Source organism: Nonomuraea sp. NPDC001831, from assembly GCF_042892035.1.
Lineage (GTDB): Bacteria > Actinomycetota > Actinomycetes > Streptosporangiales > Streptosporangiaceae > Nonomuraea.
This window is the reverse complement of sequence record NZ_JBIATU010000009.1, coordinates 342,938-367,198: the sequence shown is the minus strand read 5'-3', so window position 1 is coordinate 367,198 and position 24,261 is coordinate 342,938. Positions and strand designations below refer to the sequence as shown.

General features: G+C 72.5%; 23 protein-coding genes. 14 read left to right on the top strand and 9 right to left on the bottom strand.

Features of this window, described 5'->3' with window-relative positions:
- Positions 1 to 327: 327 nt before the first annotated feature.
- From ACFYYW_RS29080 to ACFYYW_RS29070, 3 genes are read right to left on the bottom strand one after another with little or no spacing between them, the layout of a single operon-like run.
- Positions 328 to 1,575 carry a bifunctional RNase H/acid phosphatase gene (locus tag ACFYYW_RS29080; RefSeq protein ID WP_387653072.1) on the bottom strand — a complete coding sequence of 416 codons (1,248 nt, stop codon included), beginning with the start codon at positions 1,573 to 1,575 and terminating at the stop codon, positions 328 to 330.
- The gene (locus tag ACFYYW_RS29075) at positions 1,572 to 2,312 is read right to left on the bottom strand and encodes a zinc ribbon domain-containing protein (protein WP_387653070.1); all 741 of its coding nucleotides are present in this window, start codon (positions 2,310 to 2,312) and stop codon (positions 1,572 to 1,574) included. Before ACFYYW_RS29075 ends, ACFYYW_RS29080 begins: the two co-directional genes overlap by 4 nt.
- Before the next feature lie 2 nt (positions 2,313 to 2,314).
- A complete protein-coding gene (locus ACFYYW_RS29070) occupies positions 2,315 to 3,115 on the bottom strand; it encodes a Nif3-like dinuclear metal center hexameric protein (RefSeq protein WP_352321491.1) in 801 nt (266 codons plus the stop codon).
- Positions 3,116 to 3,232: 117 nt separating this feature from the next.
- Between ACFYYW_RS29070 and ACFYYW_RS29065 the strand changes: the two genes are divergently transcribed.
- The 7 genes from ACFYYW_RS29065 to ACFYYW_RS29035 all read left to right on the top strand — a co-directional run bounded on the left by ACFYYW_RS29065 (position 3,233) and on the right by ACFYYW_RS29035 (position 11,074).
- Positions 3,233 to 4,699, top strand: coding sequence for a flavin-containing monooxygenase (locus ACFYYW_RS29065; RefSeq protein WP_387653067.1), 1,467 nt, complete (start codon positions 3,233 to 3,235; stop codon positions 4,697 to 4,699).
- 72 nt (positions 4,700 to 4,771) lie between these two features.
- Positions 4,772 to 5,800, top strand: a complete 1,029-nt coding sequence (locus tag ACFYYW_RS29060) for a dipeptidase (RefSeq protein ID WP_387653065.1) — start codon at positions 4,772 to 4,774, stop codon at positions 5,798 to 5,800.
- Positions 5,797 to 6,858, top strand: a complete 1,062-nt coding sequence (locus tag ACFYYW_RS29055) for a M20 family metallopeptidase (protein WP_387653063.1) — start codon at positions 5,797 to 5,799, stop codon at positions 6,856 to 6,858. Before ACFYYW_RS29060 ends, ACFYYW_RS29055 begins: the two co-directional genes overlap by 4 nt.
- A 249-nt stretch (positions 6,859 to 7,107) precedes the next feature.
- Positions 7,108 to 7,521 carry an SSI family serine proteinase inhibitor gene (locus ACFYYW_RS29050; RefSeq protein WP_352321499.1) on the top strand — a complete coding sequence of 138 codons (414 nt, stop codon included), beginning with the start codon at positions 7,108 to 7,110 and terminating at the stop codon, positions 7,519 to 7,521.
- 76 nt (positions 7,522 to 7,597) lie between these two features.
- A complete protein-coding gene (locus ACFYYW_RS29045; protein WP_387653060.1) occupies positions 7,598 to 8,386 on the top strand; it encodes a GNAT family N-acetyltransferase in 789 nt (262 codons plus the stop codon).
- 61 nt (positions 8,387 to 8,447) lie between these two features.
- Positions 8,448 to 9,884, top strand: coding sequence for an Nramp family divalent metal transporter (locus tag ACFYYW_RS29040; protein ID WP_352321501.1), 1,437 nt, complete (start codon positions 8,448 to 8,450; stop codon positions 9,882 to 9,884).
- Positions 9,885 to 9,952: 68 nt separating this feature from the next.
- Positions 9,953 to 11,074 carry a C45 family autoproteolytic acyltransferase/hydolase gene (locus ACFYYW_RS29035; RefSeq protein WP_387653058.1) on the top strand — a complete coding sequence of 374 codons (1,122 nt, stop codon included), beginning with the start codon at positions 9,953 to 9,955 and terminating at the stop codon, positions 11,072 to 11,074.
- On the opposite strand, the gene ACFYYW_RS29030 is transcribed toward ACFYYW_RS29035, so the two are convergent.
- Genes ACFYYW_RS29030 through ACFYYW_RS29020 form a run of 3 tightly spaced genes read right to left on the bottom strand, consistent with a single transcriptional unit; the run spans position 11,035 to position 14,738 of the window.
- Positions 11,035 to 12,543, bottom strand: coding sequence for an AMP-binding protein (locus ACFYYW_RS29030; RefSeq protein ID WP_387653056.1), 1,509 nt, complete (start codon positions 12,541 to 12,543; stop codon positions 11,035 to 11,037). The genes ACFYYW_RS29035 and ACFYYW_RS29030 overlap by 40 nt on opposite strands.
- Positions 12,544 to 13,575: an acyl-CoA dehydrogenase family protein gene (locus ACFYYW_RS29025; RefSeq protein WP_387653054.1), complete on the bottom strand. Its 1,032-nt coding sequence runs from the start codon at positions 13,573 to 13,575 to the stop codon at positions 12,544 to 12,546.
- Positions 13,572 to 14,738 (bottom strand): acyl-CoA dehydrogenase family protein, encoded by a 1,167-nt coding sequence (locus tag ACFYYW_RS29020; protein WP_387653052.1) that lies wholly within the window; start codon positions 14,736 to 14,738, stop codon positions 13,572 to 13,574. Before ACFYYW_RS29020 ends, ACFYYW_RS29025 begins: the two co-directional genes overlap by 4 nt.
- A gap of 164 nt (positions 14,739 to 14,902) precedes the next feature.
- Here ACFYYW_RS29020 and ACFYYW_RS29015 point away from each other — a divergent pair, with 164 nt between their 5' ends.
- The 4 genes from ACFYYW_RS29015 (at position 14,903) to ACFYYW_RS29000 (ending at position 18,704) form a co-directional block, all read left to right on the top strand.
- On the top strand, positions 14,903 to 16,252 hold the full coding sequence (locus ACFYYW_RS29015) for an ATP-binding protein (RefSeq protein ID WP_387653050.1): 1,350 nt from the start codon (positions 14,903 to 14,905) through the stop codon (positions 16,250 to 16,252).
- Positions 16,253 to 16,263: 11 nt separating this feature from the next.
- Positions 16,264 to 16,863 (top strand): TetR/AcrR family transcriptional regulator, encoded by a 600-nt coding sequence (locus ACFYYW_RS29010; protein WP_387653048.1) that lies wholly within the window; start codon positions 16,264 to 16,266, stop codon positions 16,861 to 16,863.
- Between the two features lie 69 nt (positions 16,864 to 16,932).
- Positions 16,933 to 17,910 carry a diiron oxygenase gene (locus ACFYYW_RS29005; RefSeq protein ID WP_352321515.1) on the top strand — a complete coding sequence of 326 codons (978 nt, stop codon included), beginning with the start codon at positions 16,933 to 16,935 and terminating at the stop codon, positions 17,908 to 17,910.
- Positions 17,907 to 18,704, top strand: a complete 798-nt coding sequence (locus tag ACFYYW_RS29000) for an SDR family NAD(P)-dependent oxidoreductase (RefSeq protein WP_387653045.1) — start codon at positions 17,907 to 17,909, stop codon at positions 18,702 to 18,704. Before ACFYYW_RS29005 ends, ACFYYW_RS29000 begins: the two co-directional genes overlap by 4 nt.
- 49 nt (positions 18,705 to 18,753) lie before the next feature.
- Here the strand turns inward: ACFYYW_RS29000 and ACFYYW_RS28995 are convergent, their stop codons facing one another.
- The gene (locus ACFYYW_RS28995) at positions 18,754 to 19,515 is read right to left on the bottom strand and encodes a class I SAM-dependent methyltransferase (protein ID WP_387653043.1); all 762 of its coding nucleotides are present in this window, start codon (positions 19,513 to 19,515) and stop codon (positions 18,754 to 18,756) included.
- A 51-nt stretch (positions 19,516 to 19,566) separates the two neighbouring features.
- On the opposite strand from ACFYYW_RS28995, the gene ACFYYW_RS28990 reads away from it, so the two are divergent.
- Positions 19,567 to 20,193: a copper resistance protein CopC gene (locus ACFYYW_RS28990; RefSeq protein WP_387653041.1), complete on the top strand. Its 627-nt coding sequence runs from the start codon at positions 19,567 to 19,569 to the stop codon at positions 20,191 to 20,193.
- Entirely contained in the window at positions 20,190 to 21,224 is a 1,035-nt protein-coding gene (locus ACFYYW_RS28985) for a CopD family protein (RefSeq protein WP_387653039.1), read from the top strand. Before ACFYYW_RS28990 ends, ACFYYW_RS28985 begins: the two co-directional genes overlap by 4 nt.
- Here the strand turns inward: ACFYYW_RS28985 and ACFYYW_RS28980 are convergent.
- Positions 21,182 to 22,366 (bottom strand): hypothetical protein, encoded by a 1,185-nt coding sequence (locus tag ACFYYW_RS28980; protein WP_352321525.1) that lies wholly within the window; start codon positions 22,364 to 22,366, stop codon positions 21,182 to 21,184. The genes ACFYYW_RS28985 and ACFYYW_RS28980 overlap by 43 nt on opposite strands.
- Positions 22,367 to 22,435: 69 nt before the next feature.
- Complete coding sequence (locus ACFYYW_RS28975) at positions 22,436 to 23,719, bottom strand: cytochrome P450 (protein WP_387653037.1); 1,284 nt, start codon at positions 23,717 to 23,719, stop codon at positions 22,436 to 22,438.
- A gap of 124 nt (positions 23,720 to 23,843) precedes the next feature.
- Between ACFYYW_RS28975 and ACFYYW_RS28970 the strand changes: the two genes are divergently transcribed.
- On the top strand, positions 23,844 to 24,251 hold the full coding sequence (locus tag ACFYYW_RS28970; RefSeq protein ID WP_352321529.1) for a PaaI family thioesterase: 408 nt from the start codon (positions 23,844 to 23,846) through the stop codon (positions 24,249 to 24,251).
- Positions 24,252 to 24,261: the final 10 nt, after the last annotated feature.

Genomic DNA, 24,261 nt, shown 5'->3' with positions numbered 1-24,261 from the left:
CCGTTCCCAACCGAGTCGCAAGATCGATTGGGTGGGATGGGCATGTCACCGCCTGAGGGGGGCGGAGGCAGCAGCGGCCGCGCCGGGATGTTCTGGCGGCTCCCGGCGCGGCCGCGCTCAACGCATCCGGGCCGGCCGAAGCACAGCTTCACCGCCACCACCCACGCGGGCCGGCCGAAGCACAGCTTCACCACCACCACGCGCAACCCACGCGAGCCGGTGGTCGAAGCACAGCTTCACCGCCACCACGCGCAACCCACGCGAGCCAGCGAAGCACGCCTTCGCCACCGTCGTACTACAGGGGACGGGTCGTGGCATCGGCCGTGCTCAGCGTAGGTGGGAGGTGTCGTTGAAGGACTTCACCACGGCGGGGCCGTCGGCGTAGTACTCGATCAGCGACAGGCAGGCCAGGTCGAGGTGCATCCGGTAGAGCGCGCCCAGAGGCGCCGTGAGGGCCTCGCGCAGCAACATCTTGATCGGGGTCACGTGGGAGACGACGAGGACGGTCTTGCCCTCGTAGCGCTCCACCAGCCGCTCCCCCACCGCCTGGACGCGACGGGCCGCCGTGGCGAAGCTCTCGCCCCCGGGCGGCGCGGCGTCGGGGCCGGCCAGCCAGGCGGCCAGCTCGGCGGGCCACTCCCGCTGCACTTCGGTGAACGTGTGCCCCTCCCAGGCGCCGAAGTCGGCCTCCCTGAGGTCTTCGTCGATCTCGACGTCGAGCCCGGTGCGCCGGGCCACGGCCTCGGCCGTCTGCCTGGCCCGCTTGAGCGGCGAGGAGACGATGACGTCCGGCCGGTACGGCTCGCGCGACAACCGGTCGGCGGCCGCCGCCGCCTGGGCCAGCCCGTTGGCGGTGAGCTCGGCGTCACCGAGGCCGGAGAACCTGCGTTCGACCGACAGCGGCGTCTCGCCGTGTCTGAGCAGCAGCAACGAGGTGGCCACACGGGTGGGCGGGGCCCAGCCGGTGCCCTTGGAACGCTGCTGGGCGGCCGCCACGGACGCCGTGGGGGCCGACAGCTCGGCGATGGCGCCCGCGTCGAGGAGGTCGGTCTGCTCGACGACCGGCGCCGGCGTGCGGGCCGCGGGCACGGCGGCAGCCGGGACGGCCGCGGCCCCCTGCGCGCCGATGTCGTGGGTGCCGCCCGCCTTCCAGGTCAGGCCCTTGGCGGCGGCGTCCATGGCCTCGTTGGCCAGCCGGTCGGCGTGTTTGTTGTGCTCGCGCGGGATCCAGGTCCACTCGACCACCCGCAGCCGCCTGGCCAGCGCGCCGGCCTCAAGGGCGAGCGGACGCAGCCCCTCGTTCTTGATCTTCCAGCGGCCCGCCATCTGCTCGATGACCAGCTTGGAGTCCATCCGCACGGCCACCTCGGCGCCCTCGCCGCCCACCCCCAGCACGGCGGTCAGCCCGGCGATCAGCCCCCGGTACTCGGCCACGTTGTTGGTCGTGACGCCGATCGCCTCGGCGGCCTCGGCCAGCACCTGGCCGTCGGCGGCGTCCCGGACGACCGCGCCGTAGCCGGCCGGGCCCGGGTTGCCGCGCGAGCCGCCGTCGGCCTCGATGACGTAGGACGTCACAGGCCGGACTCCGGGGTGCGGACCAGGATCCGCCGGCACTCCTCGCAGCGCAGCACCTCGTCGTGGGGGGCGGCCTTGATGGAGTTCATCTCGGCGATGGACAGGGCCACCTTGCAGCCCTGGCAACGGCCGCCGTGCAGCATGGCGGCGCCCACGACGTACTGCTCCTTGAGCTTGTCGTAGAGCTTCAGCAGGTCGGCGGGGATCTCGCCGGCGACGGCGGCGCGGCGGGCCCGGACCTCGCCCGCCTCCTTGTCGATCTCGGCCAGCGCGGCGTCACGGCGGTCTTCGGCGGCGGCGCGGGTGGTGGCCAGCTCGTCGCGCTGGGCGACCAGGTCGGTGACCTTGGCGTCGGCCGCCTCCCTGCGCTCCATGATCTCCAGCACGACCTCCTCCAGGTCGCCCTGACGCTTCTGCAGCGAGGCGATCTCGGACTGCAGGCTGGCCAGGTCGCGGGGCGAGGTCACGGCGCCGGAGTCGAGGCGCTTCTGGTCGCGGTCGGCGCGGGTGCGCACGGCGTCGACGTCGTTCTCCGCCTTGGCCTGCTCGCGCGCGAGGTCGCCGGCCTCAGTCTCGGCCTCGATGACCTGGGTGACGAGCCGGGCCAGGCGCTTGGACTGCTCGTCGATCTCGGCCAGCTCGGGCAGGGTGCGCCGGCGGTGCGCCAGCCGGTCGATCACGGAGTCGAGCTCTGCCAGGTCGAGCAGTCGCTTCTGGGCCTCAGGGGCTGCTTTCATGATCAATATCCTCTTGTCCAAGCATCGGTGACCGTGGCGGAGACGCGCGTTTCAACGGTAACGCCACTGGAGCGCAGGATGGACGCCGCGCTGTCGAGCCAGGGCCACTCGGTGGCCCAGTGGGCGGCGTCGATCAGGGCGGGGCCCCCGGCCTCGACGAACTCACCGGCCGGATGGTGCCGTAGGTCTGCCGTGAGGAACACGTCGACGCCGGCCGCCCTGGCCGCGCCGAGCAGGGAGTCGCCGGCGCCGCCGCTGACCGCGACGCGCGAGACCGGACGGGCCAGGTCGCCCGCCACCCGCAGGCCGCCGGCGGTGCGCGGCAGCCCCTTGGCGGCCCGCGCGGCGAACTCGCCCAGCGTCGCGGGCTCGGGCAGCTCGCCGATGCGGCCCAGGCCGCGCCAGGGGTCGTCGGGGAAGGGCTGGAGCGGCACGAGGTCGCCGGTCAGGCCCACGGCCCTGGCCAGGGCGTCGGAGACGCCGGGATTGGCGGTGTCGGCGTTGGTGTGGGCGGTGTAGAGGGCGACCTCGTGCTTGATCAGGCGGTGGATCAGGCGGCCCTTGGGCGTGGTGGCGGCCACGCTGGTGGTGCCGCGCAGGTAGAGCGGGTGGTGGGTGACGATCAGGTCGGCGCCCCAGTCGAGGGCCTCCTCGCCCACGACCGCCACCGGATCGACGGCGAACAGCACCTTGTGCACCCGCCGGGCGGGGTCGCCGCAGACCAGCCCCACCGCGTCCCACGACTCGGCCCGGGCGGGCGGGTAGGCCGCCTCGAGCACCTCGATCACCTCAGTCAGCGTCACAGCAGCCACCTGCGCAGACTACCGGCCCGCGGAAGGGTCGCGCGGGGCGTGGCGGAGGGTGTCGCCAGAACGCGGTTCGGCGTACTGTAAGTGGATCCTGACTTCGCGGAGGACGGCATGGCACCCAGCGTCGCGATCATCGGAGCGGGCTTCGGCGGCCTGTGCATGGCGATCCGGCTGCGGCGTGCCGGGATCGGCTCCTTCACGGTCTTCGAGAAGGCCGCCGACCTCGGCGGCACGTGGCGGGACAACAGCTATCCGGGCGCGGGCTGCGACATCCCCTCGCACCTGTACTCGTACTCGTTCGAGAAGTACGCGAGCTGGACCCGCCGCTACCCAGCCCAACCCGAAATCCTGGCCTACCTAGAGCATTGCGCTGATAAATACGACGTCAGGCGAAAAATCCGCTTCGGTGCGGAAGTGCGGCGAGCGGCCTTCGACGGCCGCCGCTGGCAGGTCACCAGCATCCACGACGGCGGCGAGCGCACCGAGGCGTTCGACGTGGTCGTCATGAGCGTGGGCCAGCTCAACCGCCCGCACCTGCCCGAGATCCCCGGCATGTCCGACTTCGAGGGCGTCTCCTTCCACTCGGCCCGCTGGAACCACGACCACGACCTCACCGGCCGCCGCGTCGCCGTGATCGGCAGCGGCTCGTCGGCGGCCCAGCTCATCCCGGCCGTCGCCGAGCGGGCCGCGCACCTCGACGTCTTCCAGCGCACGCCCAACTGGGTGATCCCCAAGCCCGACGCCACCTTCGGCCCGCTCGCCCGGCTGGCCTTCCACTACGTCCCCGGCCTCCAGCGGGCCTACCGCGAGTGGATCTACCGGTACGCCGAGGCGACGCTCTACCCGGCCCTGGCCGAGGGCTGGAGCGCCGGCCTGCTGAAGAAGCGCGCCCTGGACCATCTGCGCGCCCAGGTCCCCGACCCCGTCCTGCGGGCGAAGCTGACGCCCGGCTATCCGCCCGGCTGCAAGCGCGTCGTCATCGACAGCGCCTTCTATCCGGCGCTGACCAGGCCGGACGTCGACGTCGTCACCGATCCGATCGTCCGGATCGGGCCGAAGGGCGTGGAGACCGCCGAGGGGCTGCGCGAGGCCGACACGATCGTGTACGCCACCGGCTTCCTGAGCACCGAGTTCCTGGCCCCGATGGAGGTCACCGGGCTCGGCGGGCGGTCGCTGGCCGATCAGTGGCGCGACGGCGCGCACGCCTACCTCGGCATCTCGGTGCCCGGCTTCCCCAGCCTGTTCCTGCTCTACGGCCCGAACACGAACCTCGGGCACAACTCGATCATCTACATGATCGAGTGCCAGGTGCGGCACGTCATGGCCTGCCTGGCGCGGGTGGCCGAGGAGGGGCCGATCGAGGTGCGTCCCGATGCGATGGCCGCCTGGGCCAGGCAGCTCGACGCGGCGATGGCCCGCATGGTGTGGGGCGAGGGGTGCCGGAGCTGGTACAAGACGGCCGAGGGGCGGGTCACCAACAACTGGCCCGGCCCGACGACGCTCTACCGGCGGCTCACCGCCCGGCCGCCGCGCGGGGCGTACCGGACGGTCGAGGGGGTCCCGTCTTCGGTGCCGTGAACAAGATATGGGCGAAAAATCGGACTTGAGGCGCATTGGAGCAGGTCGGGGGCGCGCGGTAACGTCCTTCGCATGACGCTTCCCCTGCATCGGCGTGCCGTCGTGGCCGACACCCACAATGATCTGCTCATGGCGGTCGCCGCCCGGCCGCCCCAGCAGTGGGCCTCCTTCTTCCGCCGCCAGTGGCTGCCGCAGCTCGTCGAGGGCGGGGTCGACCTGCAGATCCTGCCGGTCTTCATCGACGACCAGTACCGGCCCGAGGGCGCGCTGCGGCAGACGCTGCGCATGATCGAGTGCGCCCACGTGATCGCGGAGGGCAACCCCGACACCGTACGGCTCTGCCTCGACGCCTCGGCGATCGACGCGGCGCTGGAGGAGGGCAAGATCGCCCTGGTGCTCGCGCTGGAGAGCATGCCGGGGCTCGACGAGAGCGTCGAGCTGATCTCGACCGTCCACCGGCTGGGCGTGCGGGTGGCCTCGATCGCGCACTTCGGGCGCACGCCGCTGGCCGACGGCAGCGCCGAGGACGCCACCGGCAGCGGCCTGACCAGCCGCGGCGTGGCCGCCCTGAGCGAGATGGAGCGCCTCGGCATGGTGTTCGACGTCTCGCACCTGGGCGCGTCGGGCGTGGCCCACGTGCTGGAGCTGGCGACCAAGCCCGTCATGGCCACCCACTCCGCGGCCCGCGCGCTGCGCGACCACCACCGCAACCTCACCGACGACCAGCTCCGCGGGGTCGCCGCCACGGGCGGCGTGGTCTGCGTGAACTTCTTCGCCCCCTTCCTGGCCGAGCGCAGGGAGGACATGACGCTCGACCGCCTGCTCGACCACATCGAGCACGTCGCGCAGGTGGCCGGGATCGACCACGTCGGCCTCGGCCCCGACTTCATCCGCGAGGTCATGGACGACCTGACGCCCCCGTGCTGCGAGGGCCTGGAGCCCGACGACCTCGACTCCAAGGCGTCGATCCCCGGTCTGGAGGGGCCCACCGGGCTGCCCATGGTGACCGAGGGGCTGCTCGCCCGCGGCCTGCCGGAGAAGGACGTCGCCAAGATCATCGGCGGGAACGTCCACCGGTTCCTCGGAGAGCGGCTGGCATGATCGAGGATCTGGAGGAGCTGGTCCTGTGCGAGTCGTTCTCGCGTGACCTCGCGGCCGTGGCCCGCAGCGCCGAGGTCGTGGCCGCGATGGGGGCCCGTCACCTGGGGGCCCGGCCGGAGTTCCTGGTGATCGACGGCGTCACCCATCTGCGCTGGTCGTTCGGCACGCCCAGGGTGCTGCTGCTCGGCCACCACGACACCGTCTGGCCGATCGGCACGCTGGCGACCCACCCCTGGTCGGTCGTCGACGGGGTGGCCCGCGGGCCGGGCGTGTTCGACATGAAGGCCGGGCTGGTGCAGACGTTCCACGCCCTCGCCGGGCTCGGCTCGCTCGACGGCGTCACGCTGCTGATCACCGGCGACGAGGAGCTGGGCTCGATCACGTCCGCGCCGCTGATCGCGGACACCGCGCGGGGGCTGGCCGCCACGTTCGTCATGGAGGCCAGCGCGGACGGCGGCGCGCTGAAGACGTCTCGCAAGGGCACGTCGATGTACACGCTGCGGGTGCGCGGCAAGGCGGCGCACGCCGGGCTGGAGCCGGAGAAGGGCGCGAACGCGGGCGTCGAGCTGGCGCACCAGATCCTGGCCATCGCCGCACTCGGAGCCGGTGACACGACGGTCACCCCGACCGTGCTGCGCGGCGGGACGACGCTCAACACCGTCCCGGCCGAGGCGACGGTGGGGGTCGACGTGCGGGCGAGCACGGTGGCCGAGCAGCTGCGGGTGGACGCCGCGATGCGGGCGCTGGCCCCCGTGGTGCCCGGCACGCGGCTGGAGGTCGAAGGGGGCCCCAACCGGCCGCCGCTCGAAGCCGCGATGTCGGCCTCGCTCTACGCCCTGGCCCAGGACCTGGCCGCGGGGCTGGACGTGGGCCCGCTGCCCAGCGCGGCGGTGGGCGGCGCCTCCGACGGGAACTTCACCGCGGGCGCCGGCTGCCCGACGCTCGACGGGCTGGGCGCGGTGGGCGGCGGCGCGCACGCCGACCACGAGCACGTGGTGGTGGCCGAGATGCCACGCCGCGCGGCCCTCCTCCGCGCCCTGATCGAGGCCGTGCGCTGATCGAGGCCGTGCCCTGATCGAGGCCGTGCGCTGATCGAGGCCGTGCGCTGATCGAGGCCGTGCGCCGAGGCGACCGGGCCCGGTGTCGCGGCCCTGAACGGGCGGCGGCCGGGTCCGCGGCGGGAGCGGGCGTGATCAGCGGGGACAGCATTCTGTCACTCCTTCACCAGTGGTATCGGTATGGTGACTGCCTGTAGTCATTTGACGTGCGCCGCCACTCTCGGGGCGCACGTTGACCAGGGAGGTTCCATGAAATCCGTGCTGACCGCCGCTCGCAGGACGGCCGCCCTAGCCCTGTGCGCGTCCGCCGCGCTCGTCGTCCCGTTCGGGGCGAGCCCGGCCGGGGCCGCCGCCGCCGACGAGCCGGGCGTGCTGCTGTTCATCACCGTCACCCCGAGCAACGGCGGCGGCGCGTACTCGATGCGGCTCACCTGCGACCCCGACGGCGGCACCCACCCGCGCCCGCGCACGGCCTGCGCGGAGTTGCACGAGGTCGACGGCGTGGTCAAGGATCTCAACGTCGATCCGGGCGCGTGCCCGCGCAACTACTCCCCCGTCTCCGTGCGCGTCAGGGGCCACTGGTACGGCCGCACGACGACCTACGACAGGAAGTTCGAGAACGACTGCGTCATGGAACGCACGCTCGGGCCGCTGGTGAAGTGATCTCCGGCAGCCCCTGACATGCCCGTCCGCGGTCCGCGGGCGGGCATGTCGCCGTCCGGCGGGCATAGTGGGGGGCATGACGAGCCGGGAGGAGGCCGCCGAGGCGGCGGCCAAGAGTGGTGTGACGATCCGCGAGTTGCACGAGATGGGCGAGTTCGCGGAGGTCTTCCGGCTTTTCGATGACATCTGGCGGCCCGATCCGGGCAACGCGCCGGTCAGCGTCGAGTTGATGGTCGGGTTCGCGCACACCGGCAACTACGTGGCCGGCGCGTACGAGGACGACGTGCTCGTGGGCGCGTCGGTGGGCTTCCGGGCGGCGGACGGCGCGCTGCACTCCCACGTGACGGGCGCCTCGATCGGCAGGGGCATCGGCTACGCGCTCAAGCTGCACCAGCGGGCGTGGTGCCTGGAACGCGGCCTGGACCGCATCAGCTGGACCTTCGACCCGCTCGTCCGCCGCAACGCCCGGTTCAACCTGGTCAAGCTGGGCGCCCGCCCGCAGGCGTACCTGCGCGACTTCTACGGCGTCATGGCCGACGCGATCAACGAGGGCGACTCCTCCGACCGCCTGCTGGCGGTGTGGCCGCTGGACGAGCGGCCGCTGCGGCCACGGCCGGCACCGGCGGAAGGCCGCGTCCGGGTGCTGGCCGAGGACGGCTCCGGCCCGGTCGTGCGCCCGGCGGACTCGGACGTCGTGCTGGTGGGCACGCCGCACGACGTCGAACAGTTGCGCGTGCACGACCCGGCGGCGGCCAGGGCCTGGCGGACGGCGATGCGCGAGGTGCTGGGCGGCCTGATGGAGTCCGGCGGGCGGGTGGACGGGCTCACCGACCTCGGGGACTACGTGGTGACCCTGACCGGATAGTTCACCGGCGTGAGCGATCTGCGTAAGGTGACGGTACGGGAAGCCGAACGAGGAGATCCGCATGACGGACTTCACCCCCACCGTCCCCGCGCGAGTCCTGCCGTCTGTCGCCGTCCGCGACCTGCCCGACCCTCCCCGCTCGACCTGGCGCGTCATCGGCCCGGGGCTGGTCGGGGCGGGGGTGGGGCTGGCGTCGGGCGAGTTCATCCTCTGGCCCTACATCGCCTCCCAGGTGGGGCTGGTGTTCGTCTGGGGGGCCGCGGTCGGCATCGTCACCCAGTGGTTCCTGAACATGGAGATCGAGCGGTACACGCTGGCCACCGGCGAGACCGCGCTGACCGGGTTCAGCCGGATGTGGCGGCACTGGGGGCTGGTCTTCGTCGTGCTGACGCTGGCCTCGAACCTGTGGCCGGGGTGGGTGACGACGTCCGCGACCATGGTGACGTACCTGACCGGGGCCGGGGCGGGCGGGGTGCGGTGGATCGCGATCGGCATGCTCGTCGTCATCGCGCTGGGCCTGACGCTGGCGCCGGTGATCTACACGGCCCTCGAACGGGTGATCTTCGTCAAGATCGCCCTGGTGGCCACGCTGGCCGTGGTCGCGATCCTGTTCGCCGTCAACGCCGACAGCTGGGTCGAGCTGGGCAAGGGGCTCACCGTCGGCGCCCGCTTCCCGGCCGGGGAGCTCGGGATCGCCGTGCTCATGGGCGCCGTCGCCTACGCCGGCGCGGGCGGCGGCCAGAACCTGTGCCAGAGCAACTGGATCCGCGACAAGGGCTTCGGCATGGGTTCGTACGTCCCGCGCCTGGTCAGCCCGGTCACCGGCGAGGAGGAGGCGGCCGCCTCGACCGGCTTCCAGTTCCCGCCGACCGACGACAACCTGGCGCGCTGGCGCCGGTGGTGGCGCTTCGCCAACGCCGAGCAGGGCGCCACGTTCGCGCTGGTGTCGTTCCTGACGATCGGGCTGATGTCGATGCTGGCCTACTCGACCGTCTTCGGCCGGCCGGAGGTGACGGGCAGGAACGACATCGGCTTCCTGAAGGTCGAGGGCGAGGTGCTGCAGGGCACGGTCGGCACGTGGTTCGGGATCCTGTTCTGGCTGATCGGCGCGCTGGCCCTGTTCGCCTCGGCCATGGGCATCGTCGACTACACCTCGCGGCTGGCCTCGGACACGATCAAGACGGTCTACCTGCGCGACCGTCCCGTCTCGGTGAACCGGGTGTACTTCGTCACCGTCTGGGCGATGACGCTGGTCGGCATCGCGATCCTGCTGCTCGGGCTCGACCAGCCGCTGATCCTGCTGGTGTTCTCGGCCTGCTTCGCGGCGGTGATGATGTTCGTGTACTCGATCCTGCTGATCGTGCTGAACCGGCGGGCGCTGCCGGAGGCGATCAAGGTCAGGTCGTACCGGCTGGGGGCGCTGGTCTGGTCGGTGGCGTTCTTCGGGACGCTGACCGTCCTGGTGGTCGTCCAGCAGGTGGGGAAGCTGACCGGCTGATCGTCTCGCGGGCGGGCGGTCAGCGGACGGTAGGAGTCCGGTCAGCGGGCGGCGGCACCATCGGCGGCATGACCTACATGACCTGCGTGGCCGGCGGCAATGACGACTTCCAGCTCGTCACGCACCTCACCGTCACCGGCAGCCAGTTCGAGATCGGCCGGGTGCTCACCGAGGAGGCCCGCCGGCTCGGCTGGTCGCCCAGGACCGCCGACCCGGCGGTGATCAGAGCAAGGATGTCCTGGTTCGAACGGAACTGGCCGCAGCACCACGCCCGCATGGACGGCGCCGCGGCGGCGCTCGGCCTCGACCCCGACCAGGACGAGCTGGCCCTGGACGGCTGGGACTACGTGCCCGCGGAGGCCGCCTGCTCGGCCCTGTGGTGCCCGCCGTCCGCGTCCACCGACGGGCACGGCCGGGTGGGCCGCAACTACGACTTCTTCCTGCACACCGCCGGCCGGCTCATGGGCGAGCCGGCCCGCCCCGGCGAGCTGCCCATGGCCGCCCGCCCGTACGTGATCAGCACCGTGCCCGACGACGGGCTCGCCTCGACCGTCATCACCATGAACGGCCTCGACGGCTGCATCGACGGCATCAACGAGGCCGGCCTGGCCGTCATGCTGCTGATCGCCGACGCCGAGACGGCCACCGTGCCGCGGCAGGACGCCCCGCAGGTCGGGCTCGGCAGCCTGCAGCTGCCCCGGTTCCTCATGGACACCTGCGAGACCGCGGCCCAGGCCAAGCAGGCGCTGCTGGGGGCCAAGCAGTACGACCTCGGCCTGCCCCTGCACTACCTGGTCGCCGACGCCCACGGCCAGGCGTTCGTGTGGGAGCGCGGCACGGACGGCACCGAGCACGCCGTCGAGTTCGGCGACGGCCCGCTGTGCGTCACCAACCACCTGCTGCACCGCCATCCCGACCCGGCGGCCCTGCCCGCCGACACCCCGGCGAGCCTGGGCACCTACGGCCGGCTGCGCACCCTGTACGAGCGCAGCAAGGGCGCCACCATGTCCGCCGAGGACCTGCGGGACAGTCTGCGCGCGGTGCGGCCGGCGGAGGAGGCCGCCGAGCCGATCCGCACGCTGTGGACCACGATCTTCGACACCGCCGACCGCACCCTCGCCACCCGCTTCTACCTCGGCGACGGCCGCGACTACAGCGAGGAGCTGGTGTTCCCCGCCTCGGCCAGGTAACCCTCGCGCACCTTCGAGCGCGACAACTTGCCGGTGGGGGTGCGCGGGAGCCGGTCGCGGTACTCGACGACCTTCGGGTGCTTGAACCGGGCGAGCCGGGGCCCGCAGTGTTCGAGCAGCTCGGCGGTGAGCGCGGGGCCCGGCTCGACGCCCTCGGCGGGCTGGACGAGCGCGACCACGTTGTGGCCCCACTCCTCGTCGGGCACGCCGATGACCGCGACGTCGGCCACCGCGGGGTGCTCCAGCAGCGCGGCCTCGATCTCGGCGGGGTAGATGTTCACCCCGCCGGAGACGATCAGGTCGGTGCGCCGGTCGCACAGGAACAGGAACCCGTCGTCGTCGAGGTAGCCGATGTCGCCGGGGGCGTACCACTCGCCCAGCATGCTGGCGGCGGTCTTGGCCGGGTCCTTGCGGTACTCGAAGGAGCCCGTCGAGGACTTGACGTAGATCATGCCGGGCTCGCCGGGCGGCAGCTCCTCGCCTTTCTCGTCGCAGATCTTGGCCTCGAACGTCGGCGCCGGGCGGCCCACCGTGCCGGGCCTGGCCAGCCAGTCGTGCGGCTTGACGGAGAAGGCGATCGCGGACTCGGTGGAGCCGTAGTACTCGTACAGCACCGGGCCCCACCAGTCCATGATCGCCTGCTTGACGGCGACCGGGCAGGCCGCGGCCGTGTGGATGACCTGGCGCAGGCTCGACACGTCGTACTTGGCCCTGACGTCCTCGGGGAGCTGCAGCATGCGGTGGAACATGGTCGGCACCATCATGGCGTTGGAGACGTGGTGGCGCTGGATCAGCTCCAGGATGTCGACCGGGTCGAACCTGGGCGTGATCACCACCGTGTGCCCGAGGTGCAGCGCGAACTGGGTGTGCGCGCAGGGCGCCGAGTGGTACATCGGCGAGGTCACCAGGTGCACGGCGTCGCCCGGCGTGAGGTCGACGACCTCGCCGAGGAACCACGTGTACAGCGGCACGACGGCCTCCGGCTCGGCGTCGGGCAGCGGGCGCTGCACGCCCTTGGGGAAGCCGGTGGTGCCGGAGGTGTACCACATGACCGCCCCGGCCGTACGCCCGTCGGGGGCGTCCGCGGGCTGCCCCTCGGCCAGCCCGGACGTGCCGATCTCCGCGCCCGGCACGGCGTGCGCGGCGTCGGTGACGACGACCTTGGCGTCGCAGTCGGCCAGGATGTAGGACACCTCGGACTCGGTGAGGTGCCAGTTGACCGGCACGTAGTAGAGCCCGATCTGGCCGGTCGCCATGAGCATGACGACGGCGTCGATGCCGTTGGTCAGCACGCCGGCGACCACGTCGCCCTTGCCGAGGCCGCGGGCCCGCAGGCCGTGGGAGACCTGGTTGACGCGGGCGAGCAGCTCGCCGTACGTGGTGCGCGTGCCGTCGGTGTCGATCACGGCCAGGCGGCCGGGGTCGGCGGCGGCGATGGCGTAGAAGCCGGGAAGGCCGCTGATGTCCATCTACAGCTCCAGGAGTTCCGCGAGACGGGCCCGGTGGATGCGGGGCGGGCCGAGCAGCACCTCGTCGGCCTTGGCCCGCTTGTAGAACAGGTGCGCGTCGTGCTCCCAGGTGAAACCTATGCCGCCGTGCAGGAGCAGGTGGTCGCGGGCGACCTCGAAGCAGGCGCGGCCCACGTACGCCTGGGCCAGGGCGGCGGCGCCGGGCAGCTCGGCGGGCGACTCGTCGGCGGCCCAGGCGGCGTACCTGACGATCGACTCGGCCTGTTCGAGCTTGCCGTGCATGTCGGCGAGCTTGTGCTTGACGCCCTGGTAGGAGCCGATGTAGCGGCCGAAGGCGACGCGGATCTTGGCGTAGGCGACGATGGCGTCCAGTGCGGCGCGCAGCACGCCGAGCTGCTCGGCGGCGAGCGCGACGCACAGCCGGTCGCCGATGCCGCTACCGGCGGGCGGACGGCCGAGCACGCGGGCGGGGGCGCGCTCCAGGGTCACCTGGGCCTGGCCGCGCGTGAGGTCGAGCGTCTCCAGCGGCGTCCGCGTGACGCCGGGGCCGGCCAGGTCGACGGCCACCAGCAGCACGCCGCCGTCGCCGGGCGCGGGGGCGAGCAGCACGTCCGCCTCCATGCCGGACAGCACCCGGGGCAGGACGCCGGTGACGGCCGTGCCGTCGAAGGCGAGGTCGCTCTCGGGCTGGACGAGCGTGGCGGCGACGCGTCCCTCGGCGATGCCGCCCAGCAGCTCCTTGTCGGGCACCTGGGTGAGCGCGAGCGCGGCGAACTGGGTGGCGAGGAAGGGGCCGGGCAGCAGCGCGGCGCCGGTCTCCTCCAGGGCCACCGCGAGGTCGGCGAGCCCGGCCCCGGCGCCGCCGTGCTCCTCCGGGACGACCAGGCCGGACAGGCCGAGCTCGCCGTTGAGCCGGGCGTACACCTGAGGGTCGTAGCCCTCGCGGGCCTTGCGCAACGGCGAGGCGGCGCGCAGGAAGTCGCGCACGGCCTCGCGGAGCTGCTGCTGTTCCTGGCTCAGTACGAGCTTCACCCCTGCGTCCCCACCTTCAGGTCCTTGAACGGCACGGTCTTGTCCACCCGCGGCTCCGGCGGCAGGCCCAGCACGCGGTCGCCGACGATGTTGCGCATGATCTCGTTGGTGCCGCCGCCCAGCGCCATGCCGGGGGCCAGCGAGATCGACCGGGACAGCGGATGGTCGCCGACCACGGACTCGGGGCCGACGAGCTGGGTGGCGAGGTCGGCCTGGAACAGGGTCAGCTCGGCCAGCAGCAGCTTGGCGGCGCTGCCGCGGGCGCCGGGGAAGACGCCCGCCCTGGTCTCCTGGGCCAGCCGCTGGTTGAACAGGGCCAGGGCGCGGCTGCGGATGTGCAGCTCGACGAGCTGGTCGCGGACCAGCGGGTCGCTGGTGTCGAGCGTCTCGCGCAGCGCCTCGAAGGTGGCCGGGTTGTCCTTCTGCCCGCCCATGCCGACGCCCGCCGAGATCGACAGCCGCTCGTGCAGCAGGGTGGTGACGGCCACGCTCCAGCCGTCGTTGACCTCGCCGATCCGGTGCTCGTCGGGGATCGTCACGTTGTCGAAGAAGATCTCGTTGAAGTTCGCCCGGCCGGACATGTCCTTGAGCGGCCGGACCGTCACGCCGGGGTGGTGCATGTCGACCACGAACATGGTCAGGCCGCGGTGCTTGGGCACCTCGACGTCGGTGCGGGCCAGCAGCAGCCCCCAGTCGGCGTGGTGGGCGACCGAGGTCCAGACCTTCTGGCCGTTGACGACCCAGGTGTCGCCGTCGCGCACGGCGCGGGTCTGCAGGCTGGCCACGTCGCTGCCGGCGCCCGGTTCGGAGAACAGCTGGCACCAGATCTCCTCGCCGCGCAGCAGCGGCCGGACGAATCGCTCGCGCTGCGCGTCGGTGCCCCGGTCCACCAGCGTCGGGCCGGTCATGCCGAGCCCGATGGAGAAGACGTACGTGGGGAGGGTGTAGTCGCGTGCCTCGGCGGCGAAGGCGCGCTCCTCGGCCTGCGTCAGCCCCTGGCCGCCCCACTGCCGCGGCCAGGTGATGCCGGAGTAGCCGGCGTCGTAGAGCCTGGCCATGAACTCCTTGGCGCGGGCGAGGGCGTCGGCCCCTGACTGATCGTCGGCCGGGACGTTGTCGCGCAGCCACTCCGCGGCGGCACGCCGATACTCTGCAAGGTCCACATCGACTCCTTGGCATCAGTGTTCACTTACTCTAGTCAGGTCGCGGCGGCACGCATAGAGCAATGCTCTGGAGGGCCTTTCGGTGGCATTTGTCGCCGAAACTCCGCTAATTAGGACCACTCCCGCCTTCTGTGATCGTCTGGTCGTCGGAGGGGTGCGTGCGCATGTTCAGACGCTGGTCCGTGCAACGGCGGCTGACGCTGGCCGCCCTGCTGTGCGCACTGGCGGGTTACGGCGTCACCGCGCTCCTCGTCACGCCGATCGTGCACACGATGGCCACCGGCTTCCTCACCGAGCAGACCGCCGGCGCCGCGCGCCGCATCGCCTTCGTCGTCGAGCGGGACGCCCCCGGCCGCCTGCGGCCCGTGGCCGTCACCGAGGGCACCGACCTCATCCAGGTCGTCGACGCCGACGGCCGGATCCGGCAGGCCAGCCCGCGCCTGAGCGGGCAGCCGCCGCTCAGCACCAGCACCGCCACCGGCACCGACGCCCGCCTCGACACCACGACCTGCACGAACCGGGTGCGCGGCGTCCACTGCATGATCACCGTCGGCTTCCGGGCGCACGTCGGCGGCAGACCCTGGATGATCTACGCCTACACCCCTGAGCTCCCCTGGTACATCAGCCCCTGGTACCTGCCGGTCACCGGGGTCGGCGTGCTGCTGCTGGCCGCCGTCACGGCCTGCGTGGCCTGGCTGACCGCGCGCAACGCGCTGACCCCGGTCTCGGCGATCAGGGACGAGCTGGCCGAGATCACCGCCACCGACCTCGGCCGCCGGGTGCCCAGGGGACGGCACCGCGACGAGCTCGACGACCTCGCCCGTACCGTGAACGAGACCCTCGACCGGCTCGAACACGCGGTGGAGCAGCAGCGCAGGTTCGCCTCCGACGCCTCCCACGACCTGCGCAGCCCGATCGCGGCGATGCGCACGCAGGTCGAGGAGGCGATGCTCGCCCCCGAGGAGACCGACTGGCCCCTGACCGGCCGGCGCGTGATCGAGGGCCTGGACCGCCTGCAGAACATCGTCGGCGACCTGCTGACCCTGGCCCGGCTGGAGGCCGGCGGGCCCGGCCGCCGCGAGCCGGTGGACCTGGCCAGGCTGGTGCGCGAGGAGCTGCTGCGCCGCCCGGAGCGCAAGCCGGTGGAGACGCGGCTGCGCTCGGGCGTGGTCGTCGAGGGCGACGCGCTGCGACTGTCCCGCCTGCTGGCGAACCTGCTCGACAACGCCGAGCGGCACGCCGATACCATGATCACTGTGACTGTGGGTGAACAGGAGGGGCAGGCGGTGCTGGAAGTGCTCGACGACGGCGCCGGCATCGCCCCCGACCAGCGCGAAGCCGTCTTCCGGCGGTTCACCCGCCTGGCCGACTCGCGCCGCCGCGACGCCGGCGGCACCGGGCTCGGCCTGGCCATCGCCCGCGAGATCGCCGAGGCCCACGAGGGCACGCTCACCATCGAGCCCTCCGAACGCGGTGCCCGGTTTGTCCTACAAATACCGTTGATCAGTAGTTAGAGTTACTCGCTGTGACACCCAGTTTCAGCCGATTAAGGCGCGAAGACCTCCTCAAGACGGCCTGCGAAGTGATCGCCGAGCAGGGGTTCGGTCGCACCCGGACCCTCGACATCGCCCGCGCGGCGGGCGTCAGCCAGGCGTTGCTCTTCTACCACTTCGACACCAAGGATCGGCTGTTCGCGCAGGCGTTCGGCTACGCGGCCAGGCTGCAACTGGACGCGCTGTCCGACATCGAGGAGTCCCCCGCCGGCCCGCTCGACCGGCTGCGCGCCCTGCTGCGGCGTTGCTCCCCGGCGATCCCCTCCGACGAGTGGCGGTTGTGGATCGACGCCTGGGCCGAGGCGATGCGCAGCCCGGAACTGGAGGAGATCTCCCGCAGGATCGACGCGCGCAGCCGTTCGCTGCTGCGCTCGATCATCGAGGACGGCGTGCACTCGGGCGCGTTCGCCTGCGGCGATCCGGAGGAGGCGGCCTGGCGGATCTTCGCGCTCATCGACGGACTGGCGGTCCAAACGCACGTGCATCCCCACGTGCTCTCGCGCCGCCGGGCCGCCGTCCTGCTGCGTACGGCGGTCGCCGGCGAACTGGGGTTGCCCGTCGACAACCTGTGACCCCGGCCCCTCTTCCGCGCCTATTGGATCCTTCGTACAATTACAAGGGCGAGGAGAGGAGCACCCGCGATGACATCCGCACCGAGCTCTGCCGCCGCCAGGGAGAACGACGAGAGGGTCGCCGGCCGCACCGCCTACGAGGCGGTCGTCGAACGCCTGTCGAAGGCGTCGGTCGACAGACACTGGGAGCCCTACCGCGACATCCCGTGGGACGACCCGGAGTTCCGCGTCGACCAGGCCGACCCGCGCTGGGAGCTGCCCGAGGTCGACAAGCTGGGCGGCCACCCCTGGTACCGCAGCCGTCCCCCCGAGGTCCGCGCCAGGATCGGCCTGTGGCGGGTCGCCACCGCCATGAAGATCGGCCTGCAGTTCGAGAACCTGCTCAAGCGCGGCCTGCTCAACTACGCCTACCGCCTGCCGAACGGCTCCCCCGAGTTCCGGTACGTCTACCACGAGACCATCGAAGAGGGACATCACGGGATGATGTTCCAGGAGTTCGTGAACCGCACGAAGCTCCCCATACGCGGCATGCCGCGGCCGCTGTCCCTGGTCGCCCAGATCGCGCCCTGGATCCCGCTGATCTCCACCGAGCTGTTCTTCGTCTTCGTCCTGGGTGGCGAGGACCCGATCGACCACGTGCAGCGTAAGGTGCTGAAGGACGGCCGGGCCCACCATCCGCTGGAAGAGACGATCATGCGCATCCACATCGCGGAGGAGGCCAGGCACATCTCCTTCGCCCGCCACTACCTCCGCAACCGGGTGCCGCGCATGCCCCGCCACCGGCGCATGTTGCTCAGCGTGATCTCGCCGGTCGTGCTCGGCGTGATGGCCCGCATCATGCTCGCGCCGCCCGGCCCGCTGATCAGGCACTTCCGCGTCCCGCCGCACGTCGTGGCGGAGATCTACCGCGACAACCCCGCCGCCCGGCGGGAGATCCGCGACTCGGTGAGCCGCACGCGCGAGCTGTGCGCCGAGATCGGGCTCGTCAACGTCGTCAGCAGGAAGGTCTGGCAGGCCATGGGGATATGGGCGGAGCCGCGCCGGTGAAGGTCGCGGTGGTGACCGGGGGCGCCTCCGGGATCGGCCGCGCGGTGGCGCGGGAGCTGCGGCGCAGGGGCGCGACGGTGGTGATCGCCGACGTCGACGAACAGGCGGGCAAGCAGGCCGCCGCCGACTTCGGGCTGGAGTTCGCCCGGCTCGACGTCACCGACGCCGAGGCCGTGGCCGCGCTGCTCACGCGGGTGAAGGCCGAACGCGGGCGGCTCGACTTCCTGTTCAACAACGCCGGCATCGCGGTCGGCGGCCGCACCCGCGAGCTGACGCTCGACCACTGGAACCGCACGCTCGACGTGAACCTGCGCGGCGTCGTCCACGGGGTGCACGCGGCCTATCCGATCATGGTGGACCAGGGCTTCGGGCACATCGTCAACACCGCCTCGCTGGCCGGGCTGGTGCCCGCGCCGCTGATGCTGCCGTACACCACGAGCAAGCACGCCGTGGTCGGGCTCTCGCTGGGGCTGCGGGCCGAGGCGGCCGCGTACGGGGTGCGGGTGAGCGTGGTCTGCCCGGGGTTCGTCGACACGCCGCTGCTCGACCACGCCAACCCCGGGCTGCCGCAGAACGACGTCGCCGCCCATGCCAGGAGCGCGGCGGTGCGGGCGCAGGGGCGGCTCTATCCCGTCGACGCGCTGGCCGCGGACATCCTGCGCGGGGTGGCCAGGAACAAGGCGCTGATCGTGGCGCCCGCCTCGGGGCGGATCGCCTGGCGCGCCGCCCGGTTGTGGCCGTCGGCGGCGGTGCGGGTGGCGGGCCTCGCGGTCCGGCGGCTCACCCGGCGCTGAGCCCCGGCCGCCGGGCTACCCGGGACGCCGGGCTACTCGGAACGCCGGGCTACTCGGGACGCCGGGCGAGGAGGACCTCGGTGGTCGCCGTCAGCTCCCAGCGGCCCGACGGCTCGGCGGCCAGCAGGGCGGCCCTGGCCGCCTCGACGAACGCGGGCAGGCGGTCGCCGAGCCTGGCCGGGGCCGTGTAGGAGTAGGAGAGCTGCAGGCCGAGCACGGCGTCGAGGTCGTAGGCGAGGCGGTGTTCGTACCGGCCGGACTCCAGGTCGGAGAAGGGCGAGGCGGCCAGCACGTCGTGGTGGTGCTCGCCGGTCTGCTGGAAGGAGCCGGCGGCCGTCCAGGTGGTCAGCCCGAACTGCTCGCGCACCCGGCGCATGACCGGCTCCCACGGCTCCTCCGCGGGGTCGCGGGTGGGGCCGACGAGCGCGACGACGCCGCCGGGCGGCAGCAGCGCGTCGAGGTCGGCCAGCACCGCGCGGCGGTCCATCCAGTGGAACGACCGGCCCATCACGACGTGACCGAACGGCGGCAGCTCCCGCAGCGTCGTCGAGTCGCCGCGCAACCAGCGGACGCCGGGCACGCCCGCCGCCAGCCGCCGCCCCTCGGCCAGCATCTCCTCGTCGGGGTCCACGGCAAGCACCTCGCGCACCCGCCCGGCCAGCGGGATCGCGATCGTCCCCGGGCCGCAGCCGAGGTCGAGCACGACGCCGTCCGGGCCGAACGCGCGGGCCAGCCGGTCGATGGCCGGATCGCCGTGACCGGGCCGGTACTTGGCGTAGTAGGGCGCCGCGCCGCCGAAGAGGTCCGTCATGGGTGGGACCATATACGGGTTCGAGACTCGTTCGATGGAAGGTTTTGATCGGTGAGGCGGCTACTCACGGTCCTGTTGCTCGCGTGCGCCGCGGTCGGGCTCGCCCTGCCCGCGCAGGCGCACAACGTGCTGGTCGGCAGCGATCCGAAGGACGGCGCCACGCTGTCCGCCTCGCCCGCGCGGGTGACGCTGGTGTTCGACCAGGCGGTGCGCCAGGGCTACGCGCAGGTGGGCGTGACGGGGGCGGACGGCTCCTCGTGGGCCGACGGCGCGGCGGAGGTGGCCGCCGAGCGGGTCTCCGTCAAGGTCAGGCCGCTGCCCGCGGGCGGCTCGTACGTGGTGGGCTACCGGATCCTGTCCTCCGACGGCCATCCGGTGACCGGCAAGATCAGCTTCACCATGGCCGCCTCGGCCACCGGCGTCTCGGCCGGGCAGGCCGAGCAGGGCGACAGCGCGGAGGCGGCCGAGGCGGCGGCCAACGGCGGGGCCGGCATGGCGGTCGTGTGGATCGTGGCCGCGCTGCTGCTGCTGGCCGCGGGCACCGCCGTCGCCCTCCGCCGCGCCACCCCGGCCACCGCGGACACCGCGGCCAGCTCGAACACCCAGGACACCGCGGCTACCTCCGCCGCCGGGACCGCTGAGGGCGGCCCCTCGTCCGAGGGCGGGACGCGGGCGTGACCGCGACCGTCTCCTCCCGTTCCGGGCGGCAGGTGGTGGGCGGGCGGCTCGTCGCCGGCGCCTTCGTCGTGTGCGGGATCGTCGCCGCCGTGGCGGCGTCCACGTTCACCGCGCAGGAGTCCGTGCCGGGCATCCCCATGCCGGGGCCGGTCGTGGCCTACGGCCTGCCGGTCGTCCGGGTGCTGCTCGACCTGGCCGCCGTCGCCGTGGTCGGCCTGAGCCTGGTGCCCAAGCTGCTCGGCTTCGACGACCCCGACGCCACCGAGCCGGTGCTGCGCCGGGTGCGTCCGCTCGCCGTGCTGGCGGCCTGGGCGTGGGCGATCTGCGCGCTGCTCACCATCGTGTTCCAGACGGCCGAGCTCAATCCGGGCCGGGTGCCCACGTTCGGCCTGATCGCCTCCTACGTCGAGGAGGTCGGCACCGGGCAGGGGCTGCTGTTCAGCGCGGCGTGCGCGCTGGCGGCGGCGGGCATCGGGCTGATGGCGGTCAGGTTCGGCGAGAAGGTGCCCGCGGAGCTGCGGATCATCGTGGCGCTGTTCGGGCTGCTGCCCATCCCGGTCACCGGGCACGCGGTCAACTCCGTCTGGCACGACCCCATCATGATCTCGATGGAGATCCACGTGATGGGCGCGGCGGCCTGGGCGGGCGGCCTGGCCGCCACGGCCGTGTTCGTCGCCCCCCACCGGGGGCTGCTGGCCGTGGCGCTGCCGAAGTTCTCCAGGATGGCCACCGTCTGCCTGCTCCTGGTCTCGCTGTCCGGGCTCGTCACGGGGCTCGGCACGATGGCGCTCACGCCCGGCGTCGAGCTGCCCGGCGCGATCGTGACGAGCCACTACGGCGTGCTCGTCGTGATCAAGACGGCGCTGGTGGCGCTGCTGGTGCCGCTGGCCGCCCACATCCGCTTCCGCCTGCTGCCGGTGATCCGCCGTGGCGGGGCCACCGCCCTGGTGAGCTGGACGGCGGCCGAGGTCGGCGTGATGGGGCTGGCCTACGGGGTGGCGGTCGCGATCACCCGGGCCTCGATCGGCTGAGCCGGCCGGTGGCGCCGCCCGGCGAGCCATTCGGCGGCCAGCCAGGCGGCCAGCAGGCCGAGCCCGGCCCACAGGGCCGACGACGTGACCAGGGGCGGGGCTCCGTACAGGCCGGTCTGGCCCTTGATCGCGCCGTAGACCGGGCCCAGGGCCGCGTTCTGCACGACCAGCGCGCCGTAGGCGCCGGCGGTCACCGCGACCGCCCCCACGACGGCGCGCACGGCCGGGACGCGCACCAGGAACGCCAGGTCCACCAGCAGCCCGGCCGCCACGAAGAAGAACGGCACCGCCGACGGCGGGAAGCCGCCGAAGGTGAGCAGCGGCCAGATCAGCGTGCGGAACCCGACGTACGCGCCGGCCACCAGCGTCGCCGCGCCGAACCTGCCGATCAGCAGCCTGGCCGCGACCAGCACCGACAGCCCACCGACGACGGCGTAGACCGCGTAGAGGTAGTCGGGGACGGGCAGGGTGAACCCGGCCATCATGATCCGGTCGACCGGACGGCCCATCTGGTCGGCGGCGAAGCGCAGCAGGATCGGCTCGGCGTAGGTGGCGTGGTTGTCCCAGGCGCCGAGCGACAGGATGCCGTACTCCTGGTGCTGCTCGGGGAAGTGCACGTTCTCCAGGAAGAACGCGAGGAAGGCGCCCAGCACGACCGTGCGCTCCCGGCCGGGGGGCGCGCCCATGAACCAGCCCCTGATCACGCCCATGATCATGAAGAACGTTCCAACGTAGAGCATGATGTGCGACGGGCTCCACGAGGTGATGTCGAGCCCGTTGACGCGGTGGTTGATCAGGTCGAGCGGCACCGCGACGAGGAAGATCCCGGTTCCCCACTGGATGAGCCGCAGCGCCGCCTTGTCGACGCCGTAGCCGGTGTAGCCGTGGACGACGGTCAGGACGACGACGAGGGCGGTGCCGGCGGAGTTGAGCAGGTGCGGCGGGGCGAGGTCGTCGCGCAGCCATTTGAAGTGCCACGAGACGTCCCAGGCCGAGCCGAGGAGCTTGAGCGTGAGCGCCACCAGCCATCCGAAGTAGAGCACCCGGAACAGGTCTTGCGGCGTCTCGCGCCCCGCCTGGCCTCTGGTCCAGTACGGCAAGGCCCACGCTGCGGCCTTCTTGAACGATGCTGGTGACTTCACGGCGCAAATCTTACGGTCATCCGGCCCATCGGTCTCAGATGTCTTATTTGTCTGGATGGCAGGCGGTCTTCAGGCCGGGCGGCGGGTCAGGCGTACCGGGAGGTGTTTGAGGCCGTTCTGGAAGTTGGAGGTGAGGCGTACCGGGGGGCCGGCGGGTTCGACGTCCCAGGCGAGCAGCTCGGTGAAGACCGCGCGGAGCTGGACGCGGGCCAGGTGGGCGCCGAGGCAGAAGTGCGGGCCGAACCCGAAGCTGACGTGGTCGTTGGGGGTGCGGGCCACGTCGAAGCGGTCGGGGTCGGCGAAGACGGCCGGGTCGCGGTTGGCCGAGGCGTGGTAGACGACCACCTTCTCGCCCGCCTGGATGCGCCGGCCGCCGAGCGTCAGGTCGCGGGTGGCCGTCCGGCGGAAGTCCATCACCGGCGGCCAGTGGCGCAACATCTCCTCGACCGCGGACTCCAGCAGCGACGGGTCGGCGCGCAGCCGGGCCAGCTCGGCGGGGTGGCTCAGCAGGCTGAGCAGGCCGCCGGGGATGCCGTTGCGCAGGGTCTCGTTCCCGGCGACGGCGAACAGGAAGAACATGTTCTCGAACTCGGCCCCGGTCAGGCCGCCCTTCCTCATTGCGGACATGACGGACTCGGCCGGGGTGTCGGCCAGGGCGTGGGCGTAGGCGAACATGTCCGTCAGCGCGGCCCTGGACCTGGGGTTCATGCCCGGTTCGAGCTCGGGACGGGCGGCCACCGCCAGGCGGCCCACGGGGGTCAGGGACTCGACCTCGGCCGTGGACAGGCCGGCGTAGTCGTCGTCCTGGTAGCCGATGACGCGGGAGGCCCAGTCGTACAGCAGCCGCCTGTCCTGCTCGGGCACGCCCATCACGTGGGCCAGCGTCCAGACCGGCAGGTCGGCGGCCACCTCGACGAAGTCGCACTCGCCGGGCGCGAGCAGCGCCGCCACCCGGTCCTTGATCGTGCGTTCCAGGGCGCGGACCGCGCGCGGCGTGAAGGCGGCCGCCACGATCCGGCGCAGCCTGGAGTGCTCGGGCGGGTCCATGTTGAGCATCATCGACCGGACGAACTCCAGGTCGGCAGGGGTGTCGGGGTCGCGGATCTGGGTGGCGCCGAGGTGGGAGGAGAAGTCGTCGGGGCTGCGCAGCACCCGCTTGACGTCGGCGTGCCGGAACACGCCCCAGTAGCCGGGCCCCTCGCGCCACGGGCCGACGGCCGGCTCGGGGATCCAGCAGACCGGGCTCTCCCGGCGGAGCCGGGCGTACAGGTCGTAGGGGACGCCCGCCGCGTAGGTGGACGGCAGGAACACCTCGGCCAGGTCGCGCTCCTCCCCCGGCCCAGGGTTGTCCACAGGACGCTCCCTCCGCTCTGGGTTGTCCACAGGACGCTCGCTCCGCTCCTCCCCCTGCTCGGAGTTATCCACAGGACGCTCGCTCCGCTCCTCCGCCATGCCCTACAGCGTGCATGATGAGCGCGTGACTCCAGAAGACGCACAGGCGATTCTCCGGCAATACTTCGCTCCCTGGATCCAGGAGCTCGGGCTGCGGGTGGAGGAGGTGGGCGAGCGCCACGCCGTCGTCCGGCTCCCCTGGTCCGACTCTCTGGCCAGGGAAGGCGGCGGGTTGTGCGGCCAGGCGATGATGGCCGCCGCCGACACCGCCACCGTCGTCGCGATCTCCTCCGCCAGGGGCGGGTTCGTGCCGATGACCACCGTGCAGCAGTCGACCACGTTCCAGCGGCCGGTGGTGGGCCGCGACGTGCTGCTCGACGTGCGCGTCACCAAGCTGGGGCGCTCGCTGGCCTTCTCGGAGGTCACGCTGACGCCCGACGGCGACGGCGACCCGGCCGCGCACGCCTCCACCGTCTACGCGATCCTCGGCTGAGGGCCGTCTC